Below are 19,088 nucleotides of genomic sequence, written 5' to 3' on the forward strand. Positions count from 1 at the left end.
TATGCCGGAGAATAGACCATGAATTATTATGTCAGACGAGTCTTCACGCTGCTGCTAACCGTCCTGTTCGTTCTGCTTCTAACGTTCGGCGTATTCCGGATCATCCCGGGTAATCCTGCACTCACGATTCTGGGCCTCGAGGCTACCGAGGCGCAAATCGAGCTGTTGTCAGCCAAGCTCGGAACCGATCAGCCGTTAGTTATTCAGCTGCTGGACTGGTTTCGAGGGGCGCTAACCTTGAACCTCGGCACATCGCTCCGATTTGACGAGCCGGTGTCCAGCCTGATCGCAGCCCGATTCCCCGTAACCTTGATGCTGGCCCTCGAGGCCGTAGCGATCATCGTAGTCGTGGCGATCCCGCTCGGGATCCTGGCTGCTAGACGCCGGGGCAGGCTGCCCGATCTCCTCGTCTCGATCAGCACCCAGCTAGGACTCGCGATCCCCTCCTTCTGGATGGGGATTCTGCTGATTCTGCTGTTCGGTCTGACGCTGCGCTGGGTGCCGGTGAGCAGTTATGTCCGATGGTCCGATAGTCCGCTCCTGGCGCTGCGATCAACGATACTTCCGGCTGTCGCTCTAGCTATCCCGCAGATCGCCATCGTCGTGCGCTACCTGCGGACGACGATGCTGGAGCAGCTCAGCCTCGAATATGTCAGAACAGCGAGAAGCAAGGGCCTTGCGGAAGGAATCGTGCTGTACGGCCACGTGCTTCGCAACGCACTCCTGCCGGTCGTGACCATCATCGGCATTCAGTTCGGCGAGCTGCTGGCCGGCAGTCTCGTCGTGGAGCAAGTGTTCACGATGCCAGGCTTCGGCAGCCTGCTGATCACGGCGATCGGCAACCGCGATTATCCGCTCGTTCAAGGCTTGGTGCTGCTGATCGCGTTCTTCGTGATCACGATCAATTTCCTGGTCGATCTGTCGTACCGGTGGCTTGACCCCAAGATCAAATATTAGTTAGGGAGCCCTTATGAAAAGAAGCGTAAATCTGACTCTGGGCATCACGCTCGTGGCGATACTCGCGACTCTGATGCTGCTCAGCTTGTTCTACACGCCGTATGAGCCCAATGCGATGCGTATCGCCGCACGTCTGCAGGCGCCGGGACCGGCACATCTGCTCGGCACCGACAACTTCGGGCGGGACGTGCTGAGCCGGGTGATGGTCGGCGCACAGACCGCCTTCCTCGTCGGAACTGCATCCGTGGCGGTCGGGGCGGCAGGCGGTCTGATCGTCGGTACTATCGCCGGGTATGCCGGCAAATGGGTGGACGAGCTGCTGATGCGGGCGACAGATGCACTGCTCGCTTTCCCGGGCATTCTGCTTGCCTTGCTGCTGGTCTCCGTGTTCAAGCCCAACCTGTATCAAACGATATTAGCGATCGGCATCCTGTTTATGCCGTCATTCGCGAGAGTCGTCCGCAGCGGCGTCTTACAGCATCGGGAGGCGGAATACGTCCGGGCGGTTCAGGGCTTCGGAGCAGGGCCGTTCAACATCCTGTTCGTCCAGATTCTTCCGAATATTGCTTCCTCGATCATTACCACGGCTGCACTCAGCTTCTCCACGGCGATTCTGATTGAAGCGGCGCTGAGCTACCTCGGACTCGGGGTGCAGCCACCGAATCCGAGCTGGGGCAGAATGCTGAACGAATCACAAACTTACTTGGCCAAAGCACCCTGGTTCACATTGGCCCCCGGCGCGCTCATCACGATCACCGTTCTCGGGTTCAATCTGCTGAGCGACGGCATCCGGGATGCGCGCGACCGGAGGGGATGAGAGGTGACATCGATGAAGGAACTCAGAAGACCGTCTACCATGCCCGTGCTGGAGATCCGCGAACTCCGCCTGGAGCTTCAGAACGGGCGCAAGCGGGCACTGCCGGTCGTGGAAGACGTCTCGCTTCAAGTGAATGATGGCGAGATCGTCGGCATCGTGGGGGAATCCGGTTGCGGCAAGAGCATCTTATCCTTGTCTGTGCTGGGGCTGCTGCCGCCCGCGATCCGCGTGGCGGGGGGAGAGATCTACAACAAGGCCGGGCAGGCGTTGAACCGGCTAGGCGCCCCTGACATCCGGCGCATCCGGGGCAAGGAGATCGCCATGATCTTCCAGGACCCGATGAGCTCGCTCAATCCGAGCCTGACCGTGGGCCGCCAGGTCGCCGAGGCGATTCGCCTGCACGAGGGCTGCTCACGCCGTGAAGCCGAGGAACGGACCGTGGCTATGTTCCGCAAAGTAGGGCTGCCGAGGCCGGAGTCGCTGCTGAACGAGTATCCGCATCGGCTCTCGGGCGGCATGCGGCAGCGGGTTATGATCGCCATGGCGGTCTCCTGCCGGCCGCAGCTGCTGATCGCCGACGAGCCAACGACGGCGCTGGACGTCACCATTCAGGCGCAAATTCTCGCGCTGATGCGGAAGCTGAGGGATGAGGATGGAACTTCCATTCTCCTCATCTCGCATGACCTCGGCCTGATCTCGGGCATCTGTGACCGTGTGCTGGTAATGTACGCTGGCAGGATCGTAGAGCAGGGGCCGGCCGCCGAAGTGCTCCGGCGGCCTAGCCATCCTTATACGTCGGGTCTGCTTGCGTCTATTCCGCTGCCTTCCAAGAAGGGAAGCAAGCTCACGCCGATCACGGGTCATGTGCCCGCTCTTCATGAGCGGGGGGATGGCTGCCTGTTCGCTTCACGCTGCGATTATGCGACGGAGCACTGCAGGCGCGAGGCGCCTGCTTTTTGGAGCGCTGGGGTAGGGCATTACGCGGCCTGCCATCTGTTGGCTCAAGAGGAAGGAGGGAAGGTCTATGCTGGAAGCTGAGCGGGATGGGGAGCGCAGGCAAGAGACGCTGCTGGAGCTTCGCGATATCCGGAAAAGCTACACTCAGCGGCGTTGGCCAGCTCCGGCCGAGACGCTGCATGCCGTGGGCGGCGTCTCCCTCGATATCCAGAGGGGAGAGACGCTGGGCGTCGTTGGCGAGAGCGGCTGCGGCAAATCAACGCTTGGCCAGATGGCCTCGCTGATGCTGCAGCCTTCCGCAGGAAGCATCAAGTTTAAAGGCACAGCCTTGGCCGTAGACCGCGACGGTGCTCGGGGACCCGCCAGATCGCAGATCCAGTATGTGTTCCAGGACCCTTACGCTTCGCTGAATCCGAGATTCACGATCGGCCGCCTCCTGGAGGAGCCGCTGGCTATTCAACGCAAGGGCACTCGTGAAGAACGAAGACGGCTTGCGGAGCATATGCTGGAGAGGATTGGACTCCAGGCCTCTTATGCGAAGCGGTATCCGCATGAGCTGAGCGGCGGCCAGCGGCAGCGTGTCGGGATTGCGAGGGCGCTTATGCTGCGCCCGGAATTCCTAGTGCTGGACGAGCCAGTCTCCGCGCTGGACGTCTCGGTTCAGGCCCAGATCCTGAATCTCTTGAAGGAGCTCCAGGAAGAGCTGTCCCTGACCTATCTCTTTATCTCGCACGACCTGAACGTCGTCCATTATATGAGTGATCGCGTTGCCGTCATGTATCTGGGGCGTATCGTGGAAATCGCCGAGGTCGACGCTTTGTACACCAAGCCCCTGCATCCATACACGCAGGCGCTCGTCGCCTCCATTCCGGCCGAACCGGGCTCTGTGCCCGTAGCGGCGGCGGTTATCGAAGGCGAGCTGCCGGACCCTCGCCATCTTCCCCAGGGCTGCGCGTTCCGGTCACGCTGCCTGCACGCCCATGAACGATGCGGACAGCAGCCGGGTCTCGTTGAGGTTAGCTCTGGCCGACAGGTTGCTTGCCATCTGTGGAGTTGACGAATACCGAATCCACCGTGGACGCCGGATAATGCGCTACCGCAGATCGAGGATGCGCTTGAACAGCAGGACGAGCTTCAGCTTCAGCAGATGCGGATACGATTTGAAGTCGACCTGCAGTAGCTCGCCGATCTTCTCAAGCCGATAAGCCGCGGTGTTGCGGTGAATAAACAGCTGCTTGGCGGTTTCGTTGATTTGACCGTTATGCTCAATATACAGCTCCAGGGTACGGAGCAGCTCTTGAGCCGAATCGGGCGCTTTGTCGATTAGCGGGGACAAGGTCATATCGACGAATCTCCGCATTTTTTCCTTCGGCACCGATTCGAAAATATAAGCCATTTCTACCGCGCCGAATTCGACGACGAACGGTTGGACGCGCAGCCTCTCCGCCGTTTCTTTCGCATCCAAACATTCCTGGTACGCTTTGCCCAGATGCTCGGGCTTATGCTTGACTTGACTTACCGTGATGCGAAGACTTTCATCCGACTCCGCTGCGATATCCGTAAAGATTCGGGTCAGCAGATTGGCCAGCTTGCCGCCGTCCGTATGCGCTCCGGAAGGGTAGATGGACAACATGGCGCCTTCAATCGGAACATGCAGTTGGGACAAGTCCTTCAGCAGCGGATGGTACTGCAGCTCCTGCCGGATCGTTCGGAATATTCGCTCCTGCTTGGTCCGGTCTGCCTCCGACAAGGAGGTCAGCACGCCATAGTACGGGGAGGTACCGAACGGAATGCTCAGCCTCACGGCGCATTCGAGCAGAGTTTCGATCGAAACTTGCTGCTTCAAGTAATTTTTCAGCAGGGAGGCGAACTCGTTCTGAGTCGACTGTTCCATATGCTCACGTTCAAGCGTGTTCAAATGATGCGAAATGATTTCAGCGGCTTGATGGAACAGCCCTTCTTCCTCTTTGAGCGGTATGCCCCCGCGGGTATGAAAGGCGGCGTAGCCCAAGCCCTCGTCACCTGCTGCAGCGCTTTTCAGCGGAATGCACAGCAGTTTGTCGCCGCCTTCGGTACGAATGGAAGGAATAATCCGTTTATTCGGACGGTTTTGTAGGAGCGCCAGATCCCCGCCCTCAAGATTACTGAACAATATTTGCCCTCGTAAGCCAACGACAGCGAGGGGGGATTCCAGAATGCCTCCGATCCTCTTGAACATTTCGCCGGTTCCGTCCGGCGCAAGGGCGAAGCGAATCAATTCTTTTTGCTTCTCGAGCACACCGTGCAGCATGCGGGTGCTTTTTTGCAGTTCGGCATTGAAAAGGCCTCTCATTTGATCGGAGAAGGTAAAGGGGAACGGCAGCTCGATCAGAGGAAACCCTATTCGGTCCGCCTCAGCCAGCATGTCTTCGGGAACGCTGGACCAGAATCGGCCGAGCTTAATACCGAGACCCGCAGCTCCTTTCTCCGCCAGTTTTCTCAACAGCTTGATCCCTTCGGTTGGCTCGTCCTTCATCAGGTAGGCCGTGGTAAATAAAATGTCCCCCTCGCGAACCCAATCCGAAATATCCGGTGCGTCCATCACATTGACGGATTTGACGATGCGATGGAGGCCTTTTCGTCCGGCCGTCAGCTTTCCCTCCGATAGCGGATAGATGGTCAGTGCGTCTTCCACAGTGATATACATGCCGAATTTACCTCCTTATGCCGGTAATTGCCCCTAGCTGCGATCAAGGTTCATGGAGCAACGATCAAGAATTCCCCAGGAAAATTCCCCCATAGACGAAGGCAGCCACGATGACGAGCGTCGGATGAACTTTTCGGTGGAGCATGGCCCAGGCGGCAATCCCGGCGATGCCAGCAAATTGGAGCATGCCGATGGAAAGCACGGAGTCTCGGGTGCTTTGCCAAGTGACCTGCAGCATCATCACGGCGATGACAGGTTGGACGAGCAGTGTCATTCCTTTCACGACCGGAGATTGGCGGTGTGCGTTTAATAGGTTAAGCAGCACGATCAACGCTATGGCCGACGGAACGACCGTGGCGCCTACAGCGATGAGAACGCCGATCCAACCCGAGAGGTCGTAACCGACAAATGCGGCGATCTTTGTCGCAATCGGTCCCGGCAGCGAGTTGCCGAGCGCCAGCATGTTGGAAAATGCGGAGCCGCTTAACCAGTGGTGATGGTTCACAATCTCGTTATACAGAAGAGGAATGGAGGCCGGACCGCCGCCATATCCGAACACATTGGCGAGGAAAAATCCGATCAACAGCTGCAGCTCATCCACATCAAATGCCTCCTTTCCCAGCCCGGGCTTGCTTCCACTTGCCCACGAGCTTGAAGTGAACCGAGCCGTAAGCCAAGCAAGCGACAATCACGATCGCCGGGTGAAGCTTGACGAACTCAAGCAGGACCCATACGGCGATGCCTAAGCCGAGAGCGGCGTATCTCCCCATTCCCTTGACAGCCTTTTCCCCGAACTCATAAGCCATTTGCCCGAGCATAACCGCTACGACGGGTACGACGGCGGCGATCATCCCTTTAATGACAGGGGAAGAGCTGAAGAAATTGATAAATTCATATAAGGCGATCATAGCGATGCAGGTAGGGGCAATATGGGCTACTACGCCAACGACCGCACCTGCCGAACCTTTGATCCGATATCCCAAATACGCGGCAAGCTTCGTCGCGATCGGTCCGGGTAACGCGTTGGCGATCGCCAGTACTTCGCCAAATTCCTCGTCATTCATCCAGCCGTACTTGGTGACAGCTTCGTAACGGATAAGAGGTACCGTGGCCGGACCGCCACCGTACCCTAATAGGCCCGTGCGAAGCATGGCCGCGCATAATTCCCCATAGGGTTTGATCATGATGTCCCACTCCCTTGTGCGCAATCTTAGTTAGTCGCATTCATAATGTTAGATAATCTAACTCAAATATGCGAAAATAGGTGGAATCAAGCACCTTTTTGTATAAATATATGACTAATCTCTGGTTTAGGCAATGCTTAGCTGCGATATTCAGAAAAATATTGCAAAAAAACGAATATTAATGTTAACTTATATAACAATTCGAAGGCGCAGGAGGTCGAGTATGGATGAAGAAAGCGGCAATCGGCACGAAAACAATGGTAACGAGTCCGCACTACCTTGCGACGACAGCGGGGGCGCGCGTGCTGGAAAAGGGAGGAAATGCCTTTGACGCGGCGATTGCCGTGAGCGCATGCTTGGCCGTTGTTTATCCGCATATGACAGGGCTTGGCGGAGACTCGTTCTGGCTATTGTACAGTGCGCAGGACGGAGCTGTGAGAGCTTATAACGGCAGCGGCCGTTCAGGTTACCGCGCGGATCTGAGCGCTTACGCGGGTGAAGCGGCGATTCCGTCTAGAGGCATACGGAGCATCGTGACCGTACCGGGTATGGTGGACAGCTGGGATGCGATCCTGCGTGAATACGGCAAGCTCACGCTTGCAGACGTTCTGGAGGCGGCCATTGGCTACGCATCAGAAGGATTTCCGCTCTCTCCCGATCAACATCAGAACACACGGTTGAAGCAAGACGTTCTGGCGAGCGATCCGGCAGCCTCTGCCATTTATTTGCCTGGGGGCCGGATTCCCGCAGCAGGGAGCCGTTTTCTGCAGAAGGATTTGGCCCGGACCTTGAGAGAAATCGCCTCCAAAGGACGGGATTATTTCTACAAAGCCGAGCTAGGACAAAGGATGGGCGATTACCTTCAGGGGCAGGGAGGCATATTGACCGCGGATGACTTTGCGGAGCATACGGGAAATTGGGCAACCCCGCTCACGGGGAGCTACCGCGGGCTTCAGCTGGTTCAGCTTCCGCCCAATTCACAGGGGTTTACCGGTATAATGACCGCTCACATCCTGGAACATTTCGATTTCACAGGGATTCAGCATGGTTCTTACGAGTATTACCATCTGCTAGTGGAGGCGCTGAAGCTGTCGTTCCTCGACCGCAATGCATGGCTGACCGATCCGGATTTTGCCGACATTCCTGTCGGGCGCTTTCTGGATAAGCCATACGCGAAAAAGCTGGCGGCCCGCTTGAATATGAGCCGGGCGCTGCCGATGGAAGCGGAGCAGCTAGGCAGCGATACGGCTTATGCGGCAGTTGTCGATGCGGAAGGGAACGCCGTTTCGTTTATCCAAAGCCTGTATTTTGAGTTCGGCTCTGGGGTCGTGGTGCCAGGCACTGGGGTGCTGCTGCAAAATCGCGGTTCGTTCTTTTCGCTTGATCCTTCTCATGTGAATCGGCTTGCACCTCGAAAGAGGACATTCCACACCTTGATGCCGGCCATGGCCATGCTGGAAGACCGTCCTTATTTGTTGTATGGGACGCAAGGAGGGGAGGGGCAGCCACAAACGCAAACCGCCCTGCTGACGCGAGTCGTCGATTATGGGATGGACCCGCAGACAGCCATTAACGAACCGCGCTGGGTGTGGGGGAGAACGTGGGGAGAGGAAACCCGCGAGCTTAAGGTGGAGAGCCGAGTGGATGAGGCGGTGCTGGCTCAGCTCGCAGCCGCCGGCCATCTCGTACGCAAGGTCAGGGCATATGACGGGATTGTCGGTCATGCCCAGGCGATCTTGATCGACAGCCAGGGCTTCCGCATCGGCGGCTCGGATCCGCGCTGCGACGGAGCGTCCATCGGGTGGTAGGGCTTCCACCTTGATTACAACAATTGCACCTGATATTTGTGCGCCTTTACAAAAACAGGATCATCCGATTGTGGCGAAAAAGAAGTTTGTCATAGAATCTAACCTAATCGCTCCGTGCGATCTGAGAGGAGATGCAGTTATGAATTTCGGTGGAGTCGACATGATGCGGAAAGTACCCTGCGTGCTTAGAGACGGCGTTACGCTTTATGCGGATATTTACAGACCAGCTGGCGGGGGAGGCTATCCGGTACTGCTGATGAGACAGCCTTACGGGAGGAAGCTTGCTTCTACCGTGAGCCACGCACATCCGGTTTGGTATGCTTCTCAAGGATTCATGGTCGTGATCCAAGACGTTCGCGGCCGAGGGGATTCCGAAGGGGAGTTTTCACCATTCGCGCATGAAGCGGAGGACGGCTACGATACCGTAGAATGGGCCGCTTCGCTTCCGGGTTCCAACGGAAAAGTCGGCATGTATGGGTTTTCGTACCAGGGCGCGACCCAATGGGCGGCCGCTTCGCTGCATCCGCCGCACTTAACGGCGATTGCGCCGAGCATGACAGCTGCGAATTTGTATCCTGGCTGGATGTACGCATACGGAAGCTTCGATTTGCAAAGCTGCTTGCCCTGGGCTTACCAGCTGGCGAGAGATTCGGCCCGACGAGCCGGTGATGCAGAGGCCGAAGCGTTGTGCACGGAGGTTATGCTCAATCCGGCGCCTGCACTCCGGCAGCTGCCGCTTGATCAGGGACATCCGGTGTTGGACAAATATTTGCCCGCCTATTTCGATTGGCTAGCGCATCCGGAATACGATGAGTATTGGGCCAGATTCAACTGGCTGGATGCCTTTATGGAGAAACCGATACCTACGCTTCACATCGGAGGGTGGTACGATTTCCTGCTTCAGGGTACGCTGCAATCGTTTCAGACTCTATCAGCGCAGGAGCAGTCCCCGAAGCTGTTCCACCAGCTTCACATCGGGCCATGGACCCACATCCCCTGGGGGCGCAAGCCGGGCGGTATGGATCATGGACCGGACGCCGACGGCCAGATGCATCTGAGGCAGGCCGAATGGTTCCGTTACTGGCTGAAGGATGAAGGCGAGAGCGGTTTGTTCGAGGAAGCTCCTGTCCGGTACTTCGAGCCATGGAGCAAAACGTGGAAGCTCACGAAGAAGTTCCCTTTCCCGGGCATGGAGGAGCAAGACAGCCGCACACCGGTAAAACATTTGTATGTCTCCGGTTCGACCCTTCCTGCAAACGGCGCCTCCGGCGGCAGTGTGCTGACTGAATCCAAGGAAAACATCAGCCAATCTGCAGCGCCAGACGTTTTCGTATACGACGCCCGTCTTCCGATGTCCTTGGCCTCGGTGCTTCCGGCCGATCGAAGTGTTCAGCAGGACCGTTACGAAATTTTGGTATACACTGGCGATCCACTGGAGAAGGAAGTAGAAATACTGGGGACTCCGAGAGTGAAAGTGATGTGCCAAGCGATAGACGGACCCACCGATCTGGTCGCCGTTCTTTCAGTCGTGATGCCAAGCGGGGAGGCCAGATTCTTGTCGGTGGGAAGAGTGGAAGTCGGACGCGCACCCTCGACGAGCGGGGTTGGTGAACCCGAAGCGGCTGACATCTTGATGAGGCCGCTGAGCTTCCGCTGTCCGGTCGGTTCGGCGATCAGACTGGAGCTCACAGGCAGCGCGTACCCGCTGCTGCTTCGGCATCCGAACGGCATACCTTGGACAGAGGCGATGAAAGCAGGGGCGGGCGAGCTTGCCATGGCTGTCGTAGCCGTATCCAGCGTTCCAGGCGCAGAAACATGGATCGAATTGCCCCTAGCAGAAGCTTATACGGATATCAAAGGATAAGGAGACGCGCCTATGAAAACCGTGCTGAAAATCGTGAATGCCGCGCTGCCGCTTCAAGATGAACGTCAGTTGTACACGCTGGTTGCTGAGGACGGGGTTTGGCTGTCGGTTACCGAGCAGCCTTCTCCGACGTCATCGCCTGACTCTGTTTCGCTGGAGCAGTGGGATGGAGAAAGCGGTGACCCCGGGGCATTGCTTCTGCTCGACGCCGGAGGCAACGTTGTGCTTCCCGGATTCGTGGATGCGCATATGCATCTGGACAAGGCATTTTCTCTGCCGAAGGTCGGGAATGTATCCGGGACTTTGCAGGAAGCTGTGCTGAATTATTCGACGGCTGTCCCGTCGTTCACGAAGAGAGAGCTGAAAGCACGTATGATGCGGGCCGCTCTGCAGGCGATCTCATTCGGTACGACCGTGATGCGTACGCATCTTGATTTTCATGTGAAATACGGCAAGGATGTTGCGCTCCGAACGATCGAAGCGGCACTGGAGGTTAAGGAAGAGCTTGCCGCTTATGCGACCCTTCAGCTGTTCCCGATGCTGCCGTATCTCGATCTCACCTCGGATGCCCTTGAGCTGGCTGAGGAAGTGCTCAGGATGGGCGTGACAGGCTTAGGTGGTGCCCCGCACCTATCTCCGTTCCCTAATCCGGACATCGATCGGCTGTTTGCGTTGGCCGATAGGCTAGGATGTCCCATTGACCTGCATACAGACGAGAGCGACGACCCCTGCAAGAATACCGTGCTTCACATCGCGAGACGCACGATGGAGTACGGCTGGGCAGGTAGGGTGACCGTGGACCACTTGTGCTCACTCGCCGCTATGCCGGATGCCGATGCGGAAGCAGCCATTTCACTCATGGCGGAGGCAAAGCTCGGAGCGGTTACGCTGCCGGGGGCGAATCTTTACTTGCAAGGGCGGCATGACGGATTTCCGGCGCGGCGAGGGGTGACACGGGTGAAGGAGCTGCTCGCCGCTGGCATCCCTCTGGCGACAGCTTCGGATAACATTCATGACCCGTTTCATCCATTCGGCAGAGGGGATTTACTGCAGATCGGGCTGGTCACGGCGTACGCCGCCCATATGGGCAGTCCATCCGATATCCGCACCGTGCTGCGTATGATGACAACCCAAGCCGCGCAGGTTGCCGGTTTAGCGCGATACGGGATTGCTGCCGGGAATGCCGCGGACTTCGTCATCTTCGATGCGGCGGCGGTGGAGGAGCTATTTACCATGGTCCCGGAACGGCGTTGGGTGTGGAGCAAAGGGCTCTGCGTGAAGAAGCCCGGCGGCAAGCCGGAATGGAAGCAGCGGGTGCTGAAGGAACGCTGGGATGAGGCGTCGGAGCTTATAACGTTTCGCAGTGAATCTGCCGATGCAGTGAAATCATGATGACGGCCGTCCTTGCAACGTAAAGAATGGGAAGCTTGAAAAAAGGGGCACAGCTGTCGTTCAGCACTGAGAAGCCGCGGCCTCTCGGAACAACACTCGAACCTGTGGTAATGGCTAAGTAAGACGGCCGTTCCCGGGTTCTTTTTCTTTTATGTAATGTAATATTACATATAAAATCTTGTTTTTCGTAATTTCAACCAGTTTTAATACGTTTTCATTGTAATCATGCACATATATCTAACGTATACATTGTTAAAACTGAAATATACGTAATATAATATGACATATAGATTACGAGGAGGGATTGGAATGAGCGTGAATCTGGCAGTTGCACAAGACCTATCAGCAAGAAACGGTCGAATCGGCGCTTCCGAGCTTCTCGTCCATATGGATCAAGTAGGCAAGGTATATCCGAACGGTACCATAGCCGTCCAACAAGCCAATCTGCAGGCGGGTGAAGGGGAATTTCTTTGCTTCGTCGGACCGTCGGGCTGCGGCAAATCCACAATTTTCAATATGATTGCAGGATTGACCGATCAGACCTCCGGCGAGCTCTCCGTACTGGGGACGACGCCCAAGGAAGCCCGCAAGCAAAATGAAATCGCCTTTGTGTTTCAGGAGCACACCCTGCTGCCTTGGGCGAAATTGATCGATAACGTCACGATGCCGCTGACACTGCGCGGTGTGCCGAAGAAGCAGCGGATCGCCGAAGGTGAGCGGGTGCTGGAGCTAGTCGGCTTGAAGGACTACACGAAGGTGCTGCCCCGTCAATTGTCCGGCGGCATGAAGATGAGGGTATCGATTGCCAGGGCGTTGATCGCCAGGCCGAAGCTGCTGCTGATGGATGAGCCGTTCGGCGCTTTGGACGAGATTACCCGCCAGACCCTTCAGGATGAACTGCTTAACATCTGGCAGCAGGATCAAAAAATGACCGTGCTCTTCATTACCCATAATGTATTCGAAGCGGTATATCTGTCTACGAGAGTCGTCGTCATGACCCCGAGACCCGGTAAAATATCCGAGATCATCGATATTCCGATCCCGTTCCCGAGAACCGACGAGTTCCGGACGCTTCCGGAATTCAGCAGCTATGTGCGCCAAGTATCCGAGGTGCTCAAACACTAATGACGGCTGAGCCGTAAAGTGAGAAAGGGGAAATCAATATGGACAAGATGGTTGCCAGTGCTCTGTCGGATGCGGTCATGTCTCCCGCCGCCACACCGCCTATTGCTGCTGAACGGTCACACGGAAAGGATCGCCCTACGCGTTCGCGTAACGAAATGCTCGCGAAGCTGACCAACAAGGTGGTGCCCCCGCTTGCGGTGTTTATCCTCTTCGTAGGCCTATGGGAAATCGTGCTGAGGCTGACGGGGACGAAAGCCTATCTGCTGCCCAAGCCGTCCGATATCGTGATCGCCGCAGCGGCAAACGGGTCCAATTTGATTGCCTCAGTCAGCACGACGATCGTCGAGGCGGTGCTTGGATTTTTGGCCAGCGTCGTGCTGGGCGTAGCGTTCGCCATTCTGCTCGCATTGTCCAAAACGGTGGAGCGAAGCGTGTACCCTTATGCGATCATTCTGCAAACGATCCCGATCGTTGCAGTCGCCCCGATTATTGTCATCTGGTTCGGAGCGGGCATGAATGCGATCGTCGTCATTGCGTTTTTGATCGGCTTCTTCCCGATTTTGTCTAACACACTGATTGGCCTCAATTCCACGGAGCAAAACATGAAGAACTTGTTCTATCTCTACAACGCTACGAAGATGCAGACGATCTGGAGACTTCGCATCCCTGCGGCGCTGCCGTACATGCTGGCCGGACTCAAAATTTCTTGCTCGCTGTCGGTCGTCGGCGCAATCGTCGGTGAATACATCGCCGGCATCGGAGGTCTGCAGGGCGGTCTCGGTTACGCCATCACGGTAGCGTCGACCCGCTTGCAAACCGCCTACTTATTCGCCTGCGGATTATCCGCCGCACTGGTGGGCATCGTCTTCTTCCTGCTCATCAACGCCCTTTCCAACCGGCTGTTGCGTTCGTGGCACGATTCGGCAATGAACGGGTAAACACCCCCGCTAACTAGACTCATACAGACAAATAAGGGAGGCACCCCCCGATGACTAGACGCATACCGGTACTGACATTAATCGCTTTATCGCTCACAGGACTTCTATCGGCTTGTTCGTCTACAGCAACCTCCGGCTCTCATGCACCGGCCGGCGCTGTGCAATCGGCTCCTACTGACTCGAAACCGGCCGCTTCGGCATCCGGCGGGGCAAAGGAGCTGCAAAAAGCCCATCTCGTGGAAGGCTGGTATGCCAAAGGAGAGGACGGCGGTTATTTCTCCGCACTGCAGCAGGGCTATTACAAGGACGCGGGCATTGACATGACGATCCAGCCCGGTGGGCCTCAAGTCTCAGGACTGCAGCTCGTCGCATCCGGTAAGGCCGACTTCGGCATCTCTTATGCGGACGATATTTTGCGGGCCCGTGAGCAGGGCATCCCGGTCGTCGGGATTTTCGCCGGCTTCCAGTATACGCCCCAGGTGCTCGTATATCACAAGGAAGATAAGGTCAGCGGCTTCGAGGACTTAAAAGGGCGAACGATCTTCATGCAGCCCGGCGTGCTGTACTGGGAGTTTATCAAGCATAAATATCAGCTGAACGATGTCAAGGAGATGGCTTATACAGGGCAGCTGGTCAATTTTATTAACACGAAGGGTTCCCTGAACCAGGGGTATATCACCAATGAGCCCTATGCGCTCGGTCAGCAGGGAATTGACGTAAGCGTTCTGAAGGTCGCTGACTCCGGGTATGCCAACTACTGCGACGTGCTGTTTACGACGGAGGATTATTTGAAGAAGCATCCGGATATTGTCAAAGCCGTCGTTCAGGCAACCCAGAAGGGCTGGTCGCACTACCTGAACAACTATAAGGATGTCAATCCGTTCATCCAAACGTTCAATAAAGACATGACTGTGGAAGCGATGAACTACGAGGCCGAGCAGGAGAAGCCTTTCATTTTGACCGAGGAGACGAAGGCGAACGGCATCGGCCACATGACACTGGAGAGGTGGAACACGATTCAGGATCAGCTGCTGCAGATCGGCGGGCTGAAGGGGAAGCAGGATGTGACGAAGGCGTTCACAGCCGAATTTTTGACAAAGCCTTGACGATACGTAAGGAGTTGGGCCGCGATGCGACAGTTGGGTAACCATAAAAGCTATTGGAGGGTTTCGCGAGAGGCGGTCGACCTGCGCCGGGAGGCGCGTCCGCCGATGCCCGTGACGTTTGAGGCTCAGCCGCAGCAGCTTACGCTGGATTTGGAGCGGTGCGCGATAATCGTGATCGATATGCAGAACGATTTTTGTTCGCCTGGCGGATGGCTAGATTCCATCGGCGTCGATACTTCGGCGCTGCTCACTCCGGTGAAGCCTCTAAACCGGCTGCTGCCGATGATCCGCAGCAAAGGAGTGCCTGTCATATGGGTAAACTGGGGGAATCGCGAGGACCGGCTCAACCTGAGCCCATCCGTGCTTCATGTCTACGATCCCGACGGATCGGGAGCGGGCATCGGCAGTCCACTGCCGGGCAGCGGCTCCCGCGTCCTGGAGAAGAACAGCTGGGGAGCCGCCCTGATCGACGGCCTGACGGCTGAGCCGGGCGATATTCATGTCGATAAATTCCGGATGAGCGGGTTTTGGGATACGCCCTTGGACAGCATTCTGCGCAATCTCGGCGTACACACGCTGCTATTTACCGGAGTTAATCTCGATCAGTGCGTCATGCATACGCTTCAGGATGCCGTTTCTCTTGGCTACGATGCGGTGCTGCTTGAGGATTGCTGCGCGACGAGTTCTCCCTTATTTTGCAAGGACGCTGCTATTTACAATATCAAACAATGCTACGGCTTCGTCGCAAGCTCCGAGTCCCTATTGGACGCTTGGGCGGTAAACGCCGGAAAGGATGAAATTCAATGACAATAGAGGGTTTGGTTGTAGGCCATTTCGAGCAATGTCCCGTTCGTAAAATTTCAAGCTCCGATTCCAATAAGTTCGTCCTGCTGTGCGACGGTACGCAGGTGCCGTTCGTGTCGGTCGTGGAAATTTTCGACGTCGGCGGCCAGACGCCTCCGAACGAGCATTCGGAAGCGTACGAATATTTTTACGTGCTTGGTGGAGAAGGGGTGGCAACGGTAGGAAGCTCTGATGTAGCGATCCGAACCGGTTCGTATTTTATCGTCCCTCCAGGACACAATCATCAAGTCCGCAATACAGGCACCGGCCGGCTGTATGTCTTGACGACGATGGTGCCGGATGAGAGCTTCTCCGAATTGATCAAGTCGGGGCCGGAGTCGTCTCTTGACGAGGAGGACTTGAAGGTATTGAGAGGGGTTCACTCCGCTAATAAGCCTTCAACGGTGTAGAGGACGGGGTGGACGCTATGGAGGACGAATGGAAGGCTTATATTAAGGAGAACTTGATCATCGAACCGACAGGCAGCGGCCCGCTGCAAGGCTTGCACTTCGCAGCCAAAGATGTGTTCGCTATGGCCGGACATACGAATGCGGCGGGTAATCCGGATTGGTTTCGCACTCATCATCCTGCAGCAAGGCACGCCGAAGTGGTCCGGCGGCTGCTCGGGAGCGGGGCCCAGCTCAATGGGATGACACACACCGATGAACTGATGTTTAGTTTAAACGGTGAAAATGCCCACTATGGCACTCCCGTCAATCCGAAGGCGCCCGGCCGCATTCCCGGCGGCTCCTCCAGCGGCTCTGCCGTTGCAGTGGCGGCGGGGCTTGCCGACTTCGCGCTTGGCACGGATACCGGAGGTTCAGTCCGCATCCCGTCTTCGTATTGCGGGATCTACGGCATACGGCCGACGCACGGCCTTGTGCCCATGGATGGTGTCATCCCACTTGCAGACAGCTTCGATACGGTCGGTTGGATGGCACGTGATGCAGCTATGCTGCTGCAGGTGGGGAAGTCGCTGGTGCCGGATTGTCCGGAAAGCGGCGAGTTCCAGCGCTTGCTGTTCGCGCAGGAGGCTTGGGAAGCCGCTGAACAGAGCTGCTTGCAGGTGCTGTCCGGCAGTGTGAAGCTCTTGGAAAGTGTGATGCCAAGCACGTGGGTTTCTATGGCTCCGAATGGGCTCGCCGAGTGGGTGGACACGTTCCGTACGATACAAGGCTATGAAATTTGGTCCAACCACGGGGAATGGATTACGCGCCACCAGCCGCAGTTCGGCCCGGGCATCAAGGAACGGTTCGAATGGACGAGCACGCTGCGGAGCGAAGATTATGAGCGTCAAAGCATCGTTCGGAAGCAGATACAGACTTCACTTACAGGGCTGCTAATGGACGACGGCTTGCTCGTCATTCCGACAGCCCCTTGCCCAGCGCCGGAAATCGGCCTTGAGGGAGAGCTTATGGAGCGGACTCGGTCCAAAGTCATGCAGCTTTCCTGCATAGCAGGCCTCAGCGGATTGCCGCAGGTAACGGTTCCCTTTACGGATATGGACGGTCGTCCGGTAGGTCTTTCGTTCATCGCCGGACCACGCAGCGATTTGCGGCTGCTTCGTTTCGTCAGGGATGTCGTGGCTGTGCTGCTCGCGCCGCTCGAAGCCGTTCGCCCATGAGGCAGAACAAAGCATCATAGAAACGATCATAGAAAAGGAGCATGCTTATGTTTACGAGATATGAGGGGGCCGCTTGGGAGGAACGTTTCCTCCCCCGTCTAACGAGCAAGCAGGTGAGGGAGCTGCCGAAGGAGCGTGCACTCGTCATCCTGCCCGTGGGTGCGATCGAACAGCATGGCCCGCACTTGCCGGTCATGACCGATACCTTGATCGGAGAAGCGACGCTGACTCAGGCGTTTGAAAAAGTCGGCGGGCAGGAGCAAATCTGGCTGCTGCCTCCGATATCCTACGGCAAAAGCAATGAGCATCTCGGCCTGCCTGGGACGATCTCCATCTCAGCCGCTACGCTGCAAGGGCTCATTATGGACATCGCCTACAGCTTGCACCTTAGCGGCTTCCGTAAGCTGCTGCTGTTCAATACGCATGGGGGCAATGTCGATCTGCTCAATGTCGTCTCGCGGGAAATTCGCATCCAATATGGGATGACGGTGTTTTATTTGTCCCCGTCCAGCCTTGGGGGGGCGGAAGGTATTATCGCTCCGGAGGAGCTGGAATACGGCATCCACGGTGGAGATTATGAGACCTCTATCGTGAAGGCGATTAAGCCGGGATGGGTACAGGATGAGTTTCTTATTGCCGAGGTGCCAGATCTGGGCGGCATGAAGTTTTTGACGCTAGAGGGACGCATTCGCTTTGCGTGGCGCATGGAAGATATATCAGCCAGCGGCATATGCGGGGATGCGACTCAAGCGACCGCGGCCAAAGGCGAGATCATGCAGGAAAGAATTACCGATACGCTTGCGCTGGCGCTAGCCGAGCTTTGCTCCTTCGACGTGGAGCAAGTTAGGGGAGGCTTGAGCCCGCTGGAAGCGGAGGTTAAGCGATGAAGCTCGCGACAGTTAAGCTCGGCAGCTCCGAGGAAGCGGCGATCGTGACGAGGCAAGGCGTCGTTGCACTCCGAACCTTAAATCAAGCGCTGGACATGAGCTGGAGCACAGACCTTATGAGTCTTCTCGTTCTGGGGGAGCTGGACAGACTGAGTGCCTGGTATCGGGACGAGGGAGAAGAACGGCTGCTCGGGCTGGAAGCTCTTCCTCTGCGAGATGCTGTCTACGGTCCGCTATATCGGAACCCTCGAAAAATATGGGGGATCGGCGCTAATTATTCGGAGAAAGCCGGCGAGATGAAGGTTACTCCTCCAGATGCTGAGCCGATCTGCTTCATGAAGCCCGATACGAGCTTAATCGGTCCTGGTGACCTGATCAGGCTGCCGCAGGGGGCAGGGCGCATTACCGCAGAAGCCGAGCTTGGACTTGTGATCGGCAAGGCTTGTAAATCCATAAGCCCGGAGGAGGCCAGGGACGTTGTAGCGGGTCTGGTGCCTACGCTCGATATGACGGCGCAAGATATTCACGCGCGCAACCCCCGATTTCTCGGCCGCTCAAAATGCTTCGATACATTTTTCAGCTTCGGTCCGCATCTGGTCACACTGGACGAGGTGGAGGAGCTGGAGGCTCTGAAAGTGCAAACCGCGTTGAACGGCCAAGTGACTCACGAAGGCACGGTGTCGAGCATGATCTACAATCCATGGTTTATTGTATCTTATTTCTCACAGATGATGACACTTCTTCCCGGCGATATCATTATGACCGGAACTCCAGGTTCGATCGATATCCACGAAGGGGACGAAGCGGAGTGCCGAATCAGTGGCTTCGACGGCTTGATCAACCCGGTGCAGTTAGAAATTCCGTAAGTGATAGGACGCTATAACTATTCGAGAAAGAAGG

General features: G+C 56.6%; 18 protein-coding genes. 15 read left to right on the forward strand and 3 right to left on the reverse strand.

Going from position 1 to position 19,088, the window contains the following annotated elements; all coding sequences use genetic code 11:
- Positions 1-18: 18 nt before the first annotated feature.
- Genes WMW72_RS12695 through WMW72_RS12710 form a run of 4 tightly spaced genes read left to right on the forward strand, consistent with a single transcriptional unit; the run spans position 19 to position 3,788 of the window.
- Positions 19-957 (forward strand): ABC transporter permease, encoded by a 939-nt coding sequence (locus WMW72_RS12695; protein ID WP_341415853.1) that lies wholly within the window; start codon positions 19-21, stop codon positions 955-957.
- 13 nt (positions 958-970) lie between these two features.
- Positions 971-1,774: an ABC transporter permease gene (locus tag WMW72_RS12700; RefSeq protein WP_341415854.1), complete on the forward strand. Its 804-nt coding sequence runs from the start codon at positions 971-973 to the stop codon at positions 1,772-1,774.
- A gap of 12 nt (positions 1,775-1,786) precedes the next feature.
- Complete coding sequence (locus tag WMW72_RS12705) at positions 1,787-2,812, forward strand: ABC transporter ATP-binding protein (RefSeq protein WP_341415855.1); 1,026 nt, start codon at positions 1,787-1,789, stop codon at positions 2,810-2,812.
- On the forward strand, positions 2,799-3,788 hold the full coding sequence (locus WMW72_RS12710; protein ID WP_341415856.1) for an ABC transporter ATP-binding protein: 990 nt from the start codon (positions 2,799-2,801) through the stop codon (positions 3,786-3,788). The genes WMW72_RS12705 and WMW72_RS12710 overlap by 14 nt, the downstream gene beginning before the upstream one ends.
- A 36-nt stretch (positions 3,789-3,824) precedes the next feature.
- Here WMW72_RS12710 and WMW72_RS12715 read toward each other — a convergent pair whose 3' ends face one another.
- The 3 genes from WMW72_RS12715 to chrB form a co-directional block, all read right to left on the reverse strand.
- A complete protein-coding gene (locus WMW72_RS12715) occupies positions 3,825-5,417 on the reverse strand; it encodes a PucR family transcriptional regulator (protein ID WP_341415857.1) in 1,593 nt (530 codons plus the stop codon).
- A 64-nt stretch (positions 5,418-5,481) separates the two neighbouring features.
- The gene (gene chrA / locus WMW72_RS12720; protein ID WP_341415858.1) at positions 5,482-6,018 is read right to left on the reverse strand and encodes a chromate efflux transporter ChrA; all 537 of its coding nucleotides are present in this window, start codon (positions 6,016-6,018) and stop codon (positions 5,482-5,484) included.
- A gap of 1 nt (position 6,019) precedes the next feature.
- Positions 6,020-6,601, reverse strand: a complete 582-nt coding sequence (gene chrB / locus WMW72_RS12725) for a chromate efflux transporter ChrB (protein ID WP_341415859.1) — start codon at positions 6,599-6,601, stop codon at positions 6,020-6,022.
- Between the two features lie 227 nt (positions 6,602-6,828).
- Here chrB and ggt point away from each other — a divergent pair, with 227 nt between their 5' ends.
- The 11 genes from ggt (at position 6,829) to WMW72_RS12780 (ending at position 19,054) form a co-directional block, all read left to right on the forward strand.
- Positions 6,829-8,409 carry a gamma-glutamyltransferase gene (ggt, locus tag WMW72_RS12730; RefSeq protein ID WP_341415860.1) on the forward strand — a complete coding sequence of 527 codons (1,581 nt, stop codon included), beginning with the start codon at positions 6,829-6,831 and terminating at the stop codon, positions 8,407-8,409.
- 139 nt (positions 8,410-8,548) lie between these two features.
- The gene (locus tag WMW72_RS12735) at positions 8,549-10,273 is read left to right on the forward strand and encodes a CocE/NonD family hydrolase (protein WP_341415861.1); all 1,725 of its coding nucleotides are present in this window, start codon (positions 8,549-8,551) and stop codon (positions 10,271-10,273) included.
- A 12-nt stretch (positions 10,274-10,285) separates the two neighbouring features.
- Entirely contained in the window at positions 10,286-11,665 is a 1,380-nt protein-coding gene (locus WMW72_RS12740) for an amidohydrolase family protein (RefSeq protein ID WP_341415862.1), read from the forward strand.
- Positions 11,666-11,974: 309 nt separating this feature from the next.
- The gene (locus WMW72_RS12745) at positions 11,975-12,790 is read left to right on the forward strand and encodes an ABC transporter ATP-binding protein (protein ID WP_423227544.1); all 816 of its coding nucleotides are present in this window, start codon (positions 11,975-11,977) and stop codon (positions 12,788-12,790) included.
- 155 nt (positions 12,791-12,945) lie between these two features.
- Positions 12,946-13,728, forward strand: coding sequence for an ABC transporter permease (locus WMW72_RS12750; protein ID WP_341416025.1), 783 nt, complete (start codon positions 12,946-12,948; stop codon positions 13,726-13,728).
- 50 nt (positions 13,729-13,778) lie between these two features.
- Entirely contained in the window at positions 13,779-14,834 is a 1,056-nt protein-coding gene (locus WMW72_RS12755; RefSeq protein WP_341415863.1) for an ABC transporter substrate-binding protein, read from the forward strand.
- 24 nt (positions 14,835-14,858) lie between these two features.
- Positions 14,859-15,641: a cysteine hydrolase family protein gene (locus WMW72_RS12760; protein WP_341415864.1), complete on the forward strand. Its 783-nt coding sequence runs from the start codon at positions 14,859-14,861 to the stop codon at positions 15,639-15,641.
- Positions 15,638-16,087, forward strand: a complete 450-nt coding sequence (locus WMW72_RS12765) for a cupin domain-containing protein (protein WP_341415865.1) — start codon at positions 15,638-15,640, stop codon at positions 16,085-16,087. The genes WMW72_RS12760 and WMW72_RS12765 overlap by 4 nt, the downstream gene beginning before the upstream one ends.
- A gap of 17 nt (positions 16,088-16,104) precedes the next feature.
- A complete protein-coding gene (locus tag WMW72_RS12770; protein WP_341415866.1) occupies positions 16,105-17,301 on the forward strand; it encodes an amidase in 1,197 nt (398 codons plus the stop codon).
- Positions 17,302-17,348: 47 nt separating this feature from the next.
- Positions 17,349-18,188 (forward strand): creatininase family protein, encoded by an 840-nt coding sequence (locus tag WMW72_RS12775; protein ID WP_341415867.1) that lies wholly within the window; start codon positions 17,349-17,351, stop codon positions 18,186-18,188.
- A complete protein-coding gene (locus WMW72_RS12780) occupies positions 18,185-19,054 on the forward strand; it encodes a fumarylacetoacetate hydrolase family protein (protein WP_341415868.1) in 870 nt (289 codons plus the stop codon). The genes WMW72_RS12775 and WMW72_RS12780 overlap by 4 nt, the downstream gene beginning before the upstream one ends.
- Positions 19,055-19,088 lie beyond the last annotated feature (34 nt).

It is taken from the genome of Paenibacillus filicis, from assembly GCF_038070315.1.
Classification (GTDB): Bacteria; Bacillota; Bacilli; order Paenibacillales; family NBRC-103111; genus Paenibacillus_G; species Paenibacillus_G filicis.

Excerpts from the sequence above, each read along its gene's own strand:
- WMW72_RS12695 (WP_341415853.1), top strand. The coding sequence starts at position 19 with ATGAATTATTATGTCAGACGAGTCTTCACGCTGCTGCTAACCGTCCTG.
- WMW72_RS12700 (WP_341415854.1), top strand. The coding sequence starts at position 971 with ATGAAAAGAAGCGTAAATCTGACTCTGGGCATCACGCTCGTGGCGATA.
- WMW72_RS12705 (WP_341415855.1), top strand. The coding sequence starts at position 1,787 with ATGAAGGAACTCAGAAGACCGTCTACCATGCCCGTGCTGGAGATCCGC.
- WMW72_RS12710 (WP_341415856.1), top strand. The coding sequence starts at position 2,799 with ATGCTGGAAGCTGAGCGGGATGGGGAGCGCAGGCAAGAGACGCTGCTG.
- WMW72_RS12715 (WP_341415857.1), bottom strand. The coding sequence starts at position 5,417 with ATGTATATCACTGTGGAAGACGCACTGACCATCTATCCGCTATCGGAG.
- chrB (WP_341415859.1), bottom strand. The coding sequence starts at position 6,601 with ATGATCAAACCCTATGGGGAATTATGCGCGGCCATGCTTCGCACGGGC.
- ggt (WP_341415860.1), top strand. The coding sequence starts at position 6,829 with ATGAAGAAAGCGGCAATCGGCACGAAAACAATGGTAACGAGTCCGCAC.
- WMW72_RS12735 (WP_341415861.1), top strand. The coding sequence starts at position 8,549 with ATGAATTTCGGTGGAGTCGACATGATGCGGAAAGTACCCTGCGTGCTT.
- WMW72_RS12740 (WP_341415862.1), top strand. The coding sequence starts at position 10,286 with ATGAAAACCGTGCTGAAAATCGTGAATGCCGCGCTGCCGCTTCAAGAT.
- WMW72_RS12745 (WP_423227544.1), top strand. The coding sequence starts at position 11,975 with ATGAGCGTGAATCTGGCAGTTGCACAAGACCTATCAGCAAGAAACGGT.
- WMW72_RS12750 (WP_341416025.1), top strand. The coding sequence starts at position 12,946 with ATGCTCGCGAAGCTGACCAACAAGGTGGTGCCCCCGCTTGCGGTGTTT.
- WMW72_RS12755 (WP_341415863.1), top strand. The coding sequence starts at position 13,779 with ATGACTAGACGCATACCGGTACTGACATTAATCGCTTTATCGCTCACA.
- WMW72_RS12760 (WP_341415864.1), top strand. The coding sequence starts at position 14,859 with ATGCGACAGTTGGGTAACCATAAAAGCTATTGGAGGGTTTCGCGAGAG.
- WMW72_RS12765 (WP_341415865.1), top strand. The coding sequence starts at position 15,638 with ATGACAATAGAGGGTTTGGTTGTAGGCCATTTCGAGCAATGTCCCGTT.
- WMW72_RS12770 (WP_341415866.1), top strand. The coding sequence starts at position 16,105 with ATGGAGGACGAATGGAAGGCTTATATTAAGGAGAACTTGATCATCGAA.
- WMW72_RS12775 (WP_341415867.1), top strand. The coding sequence starts at position 17,349 with ATGTTTACGAGATATGAGGGGGCCGCTTGGGAGGAACGTTTCCTCCCC.
- WMW72_RS12780 (WP_341415868.1), top strand. The coding sequence starts at position 18,185 with ATGAAGCTCGCGACAGTTAAGCTCGGCAGCTCCGAGGAAGCGGCGATC.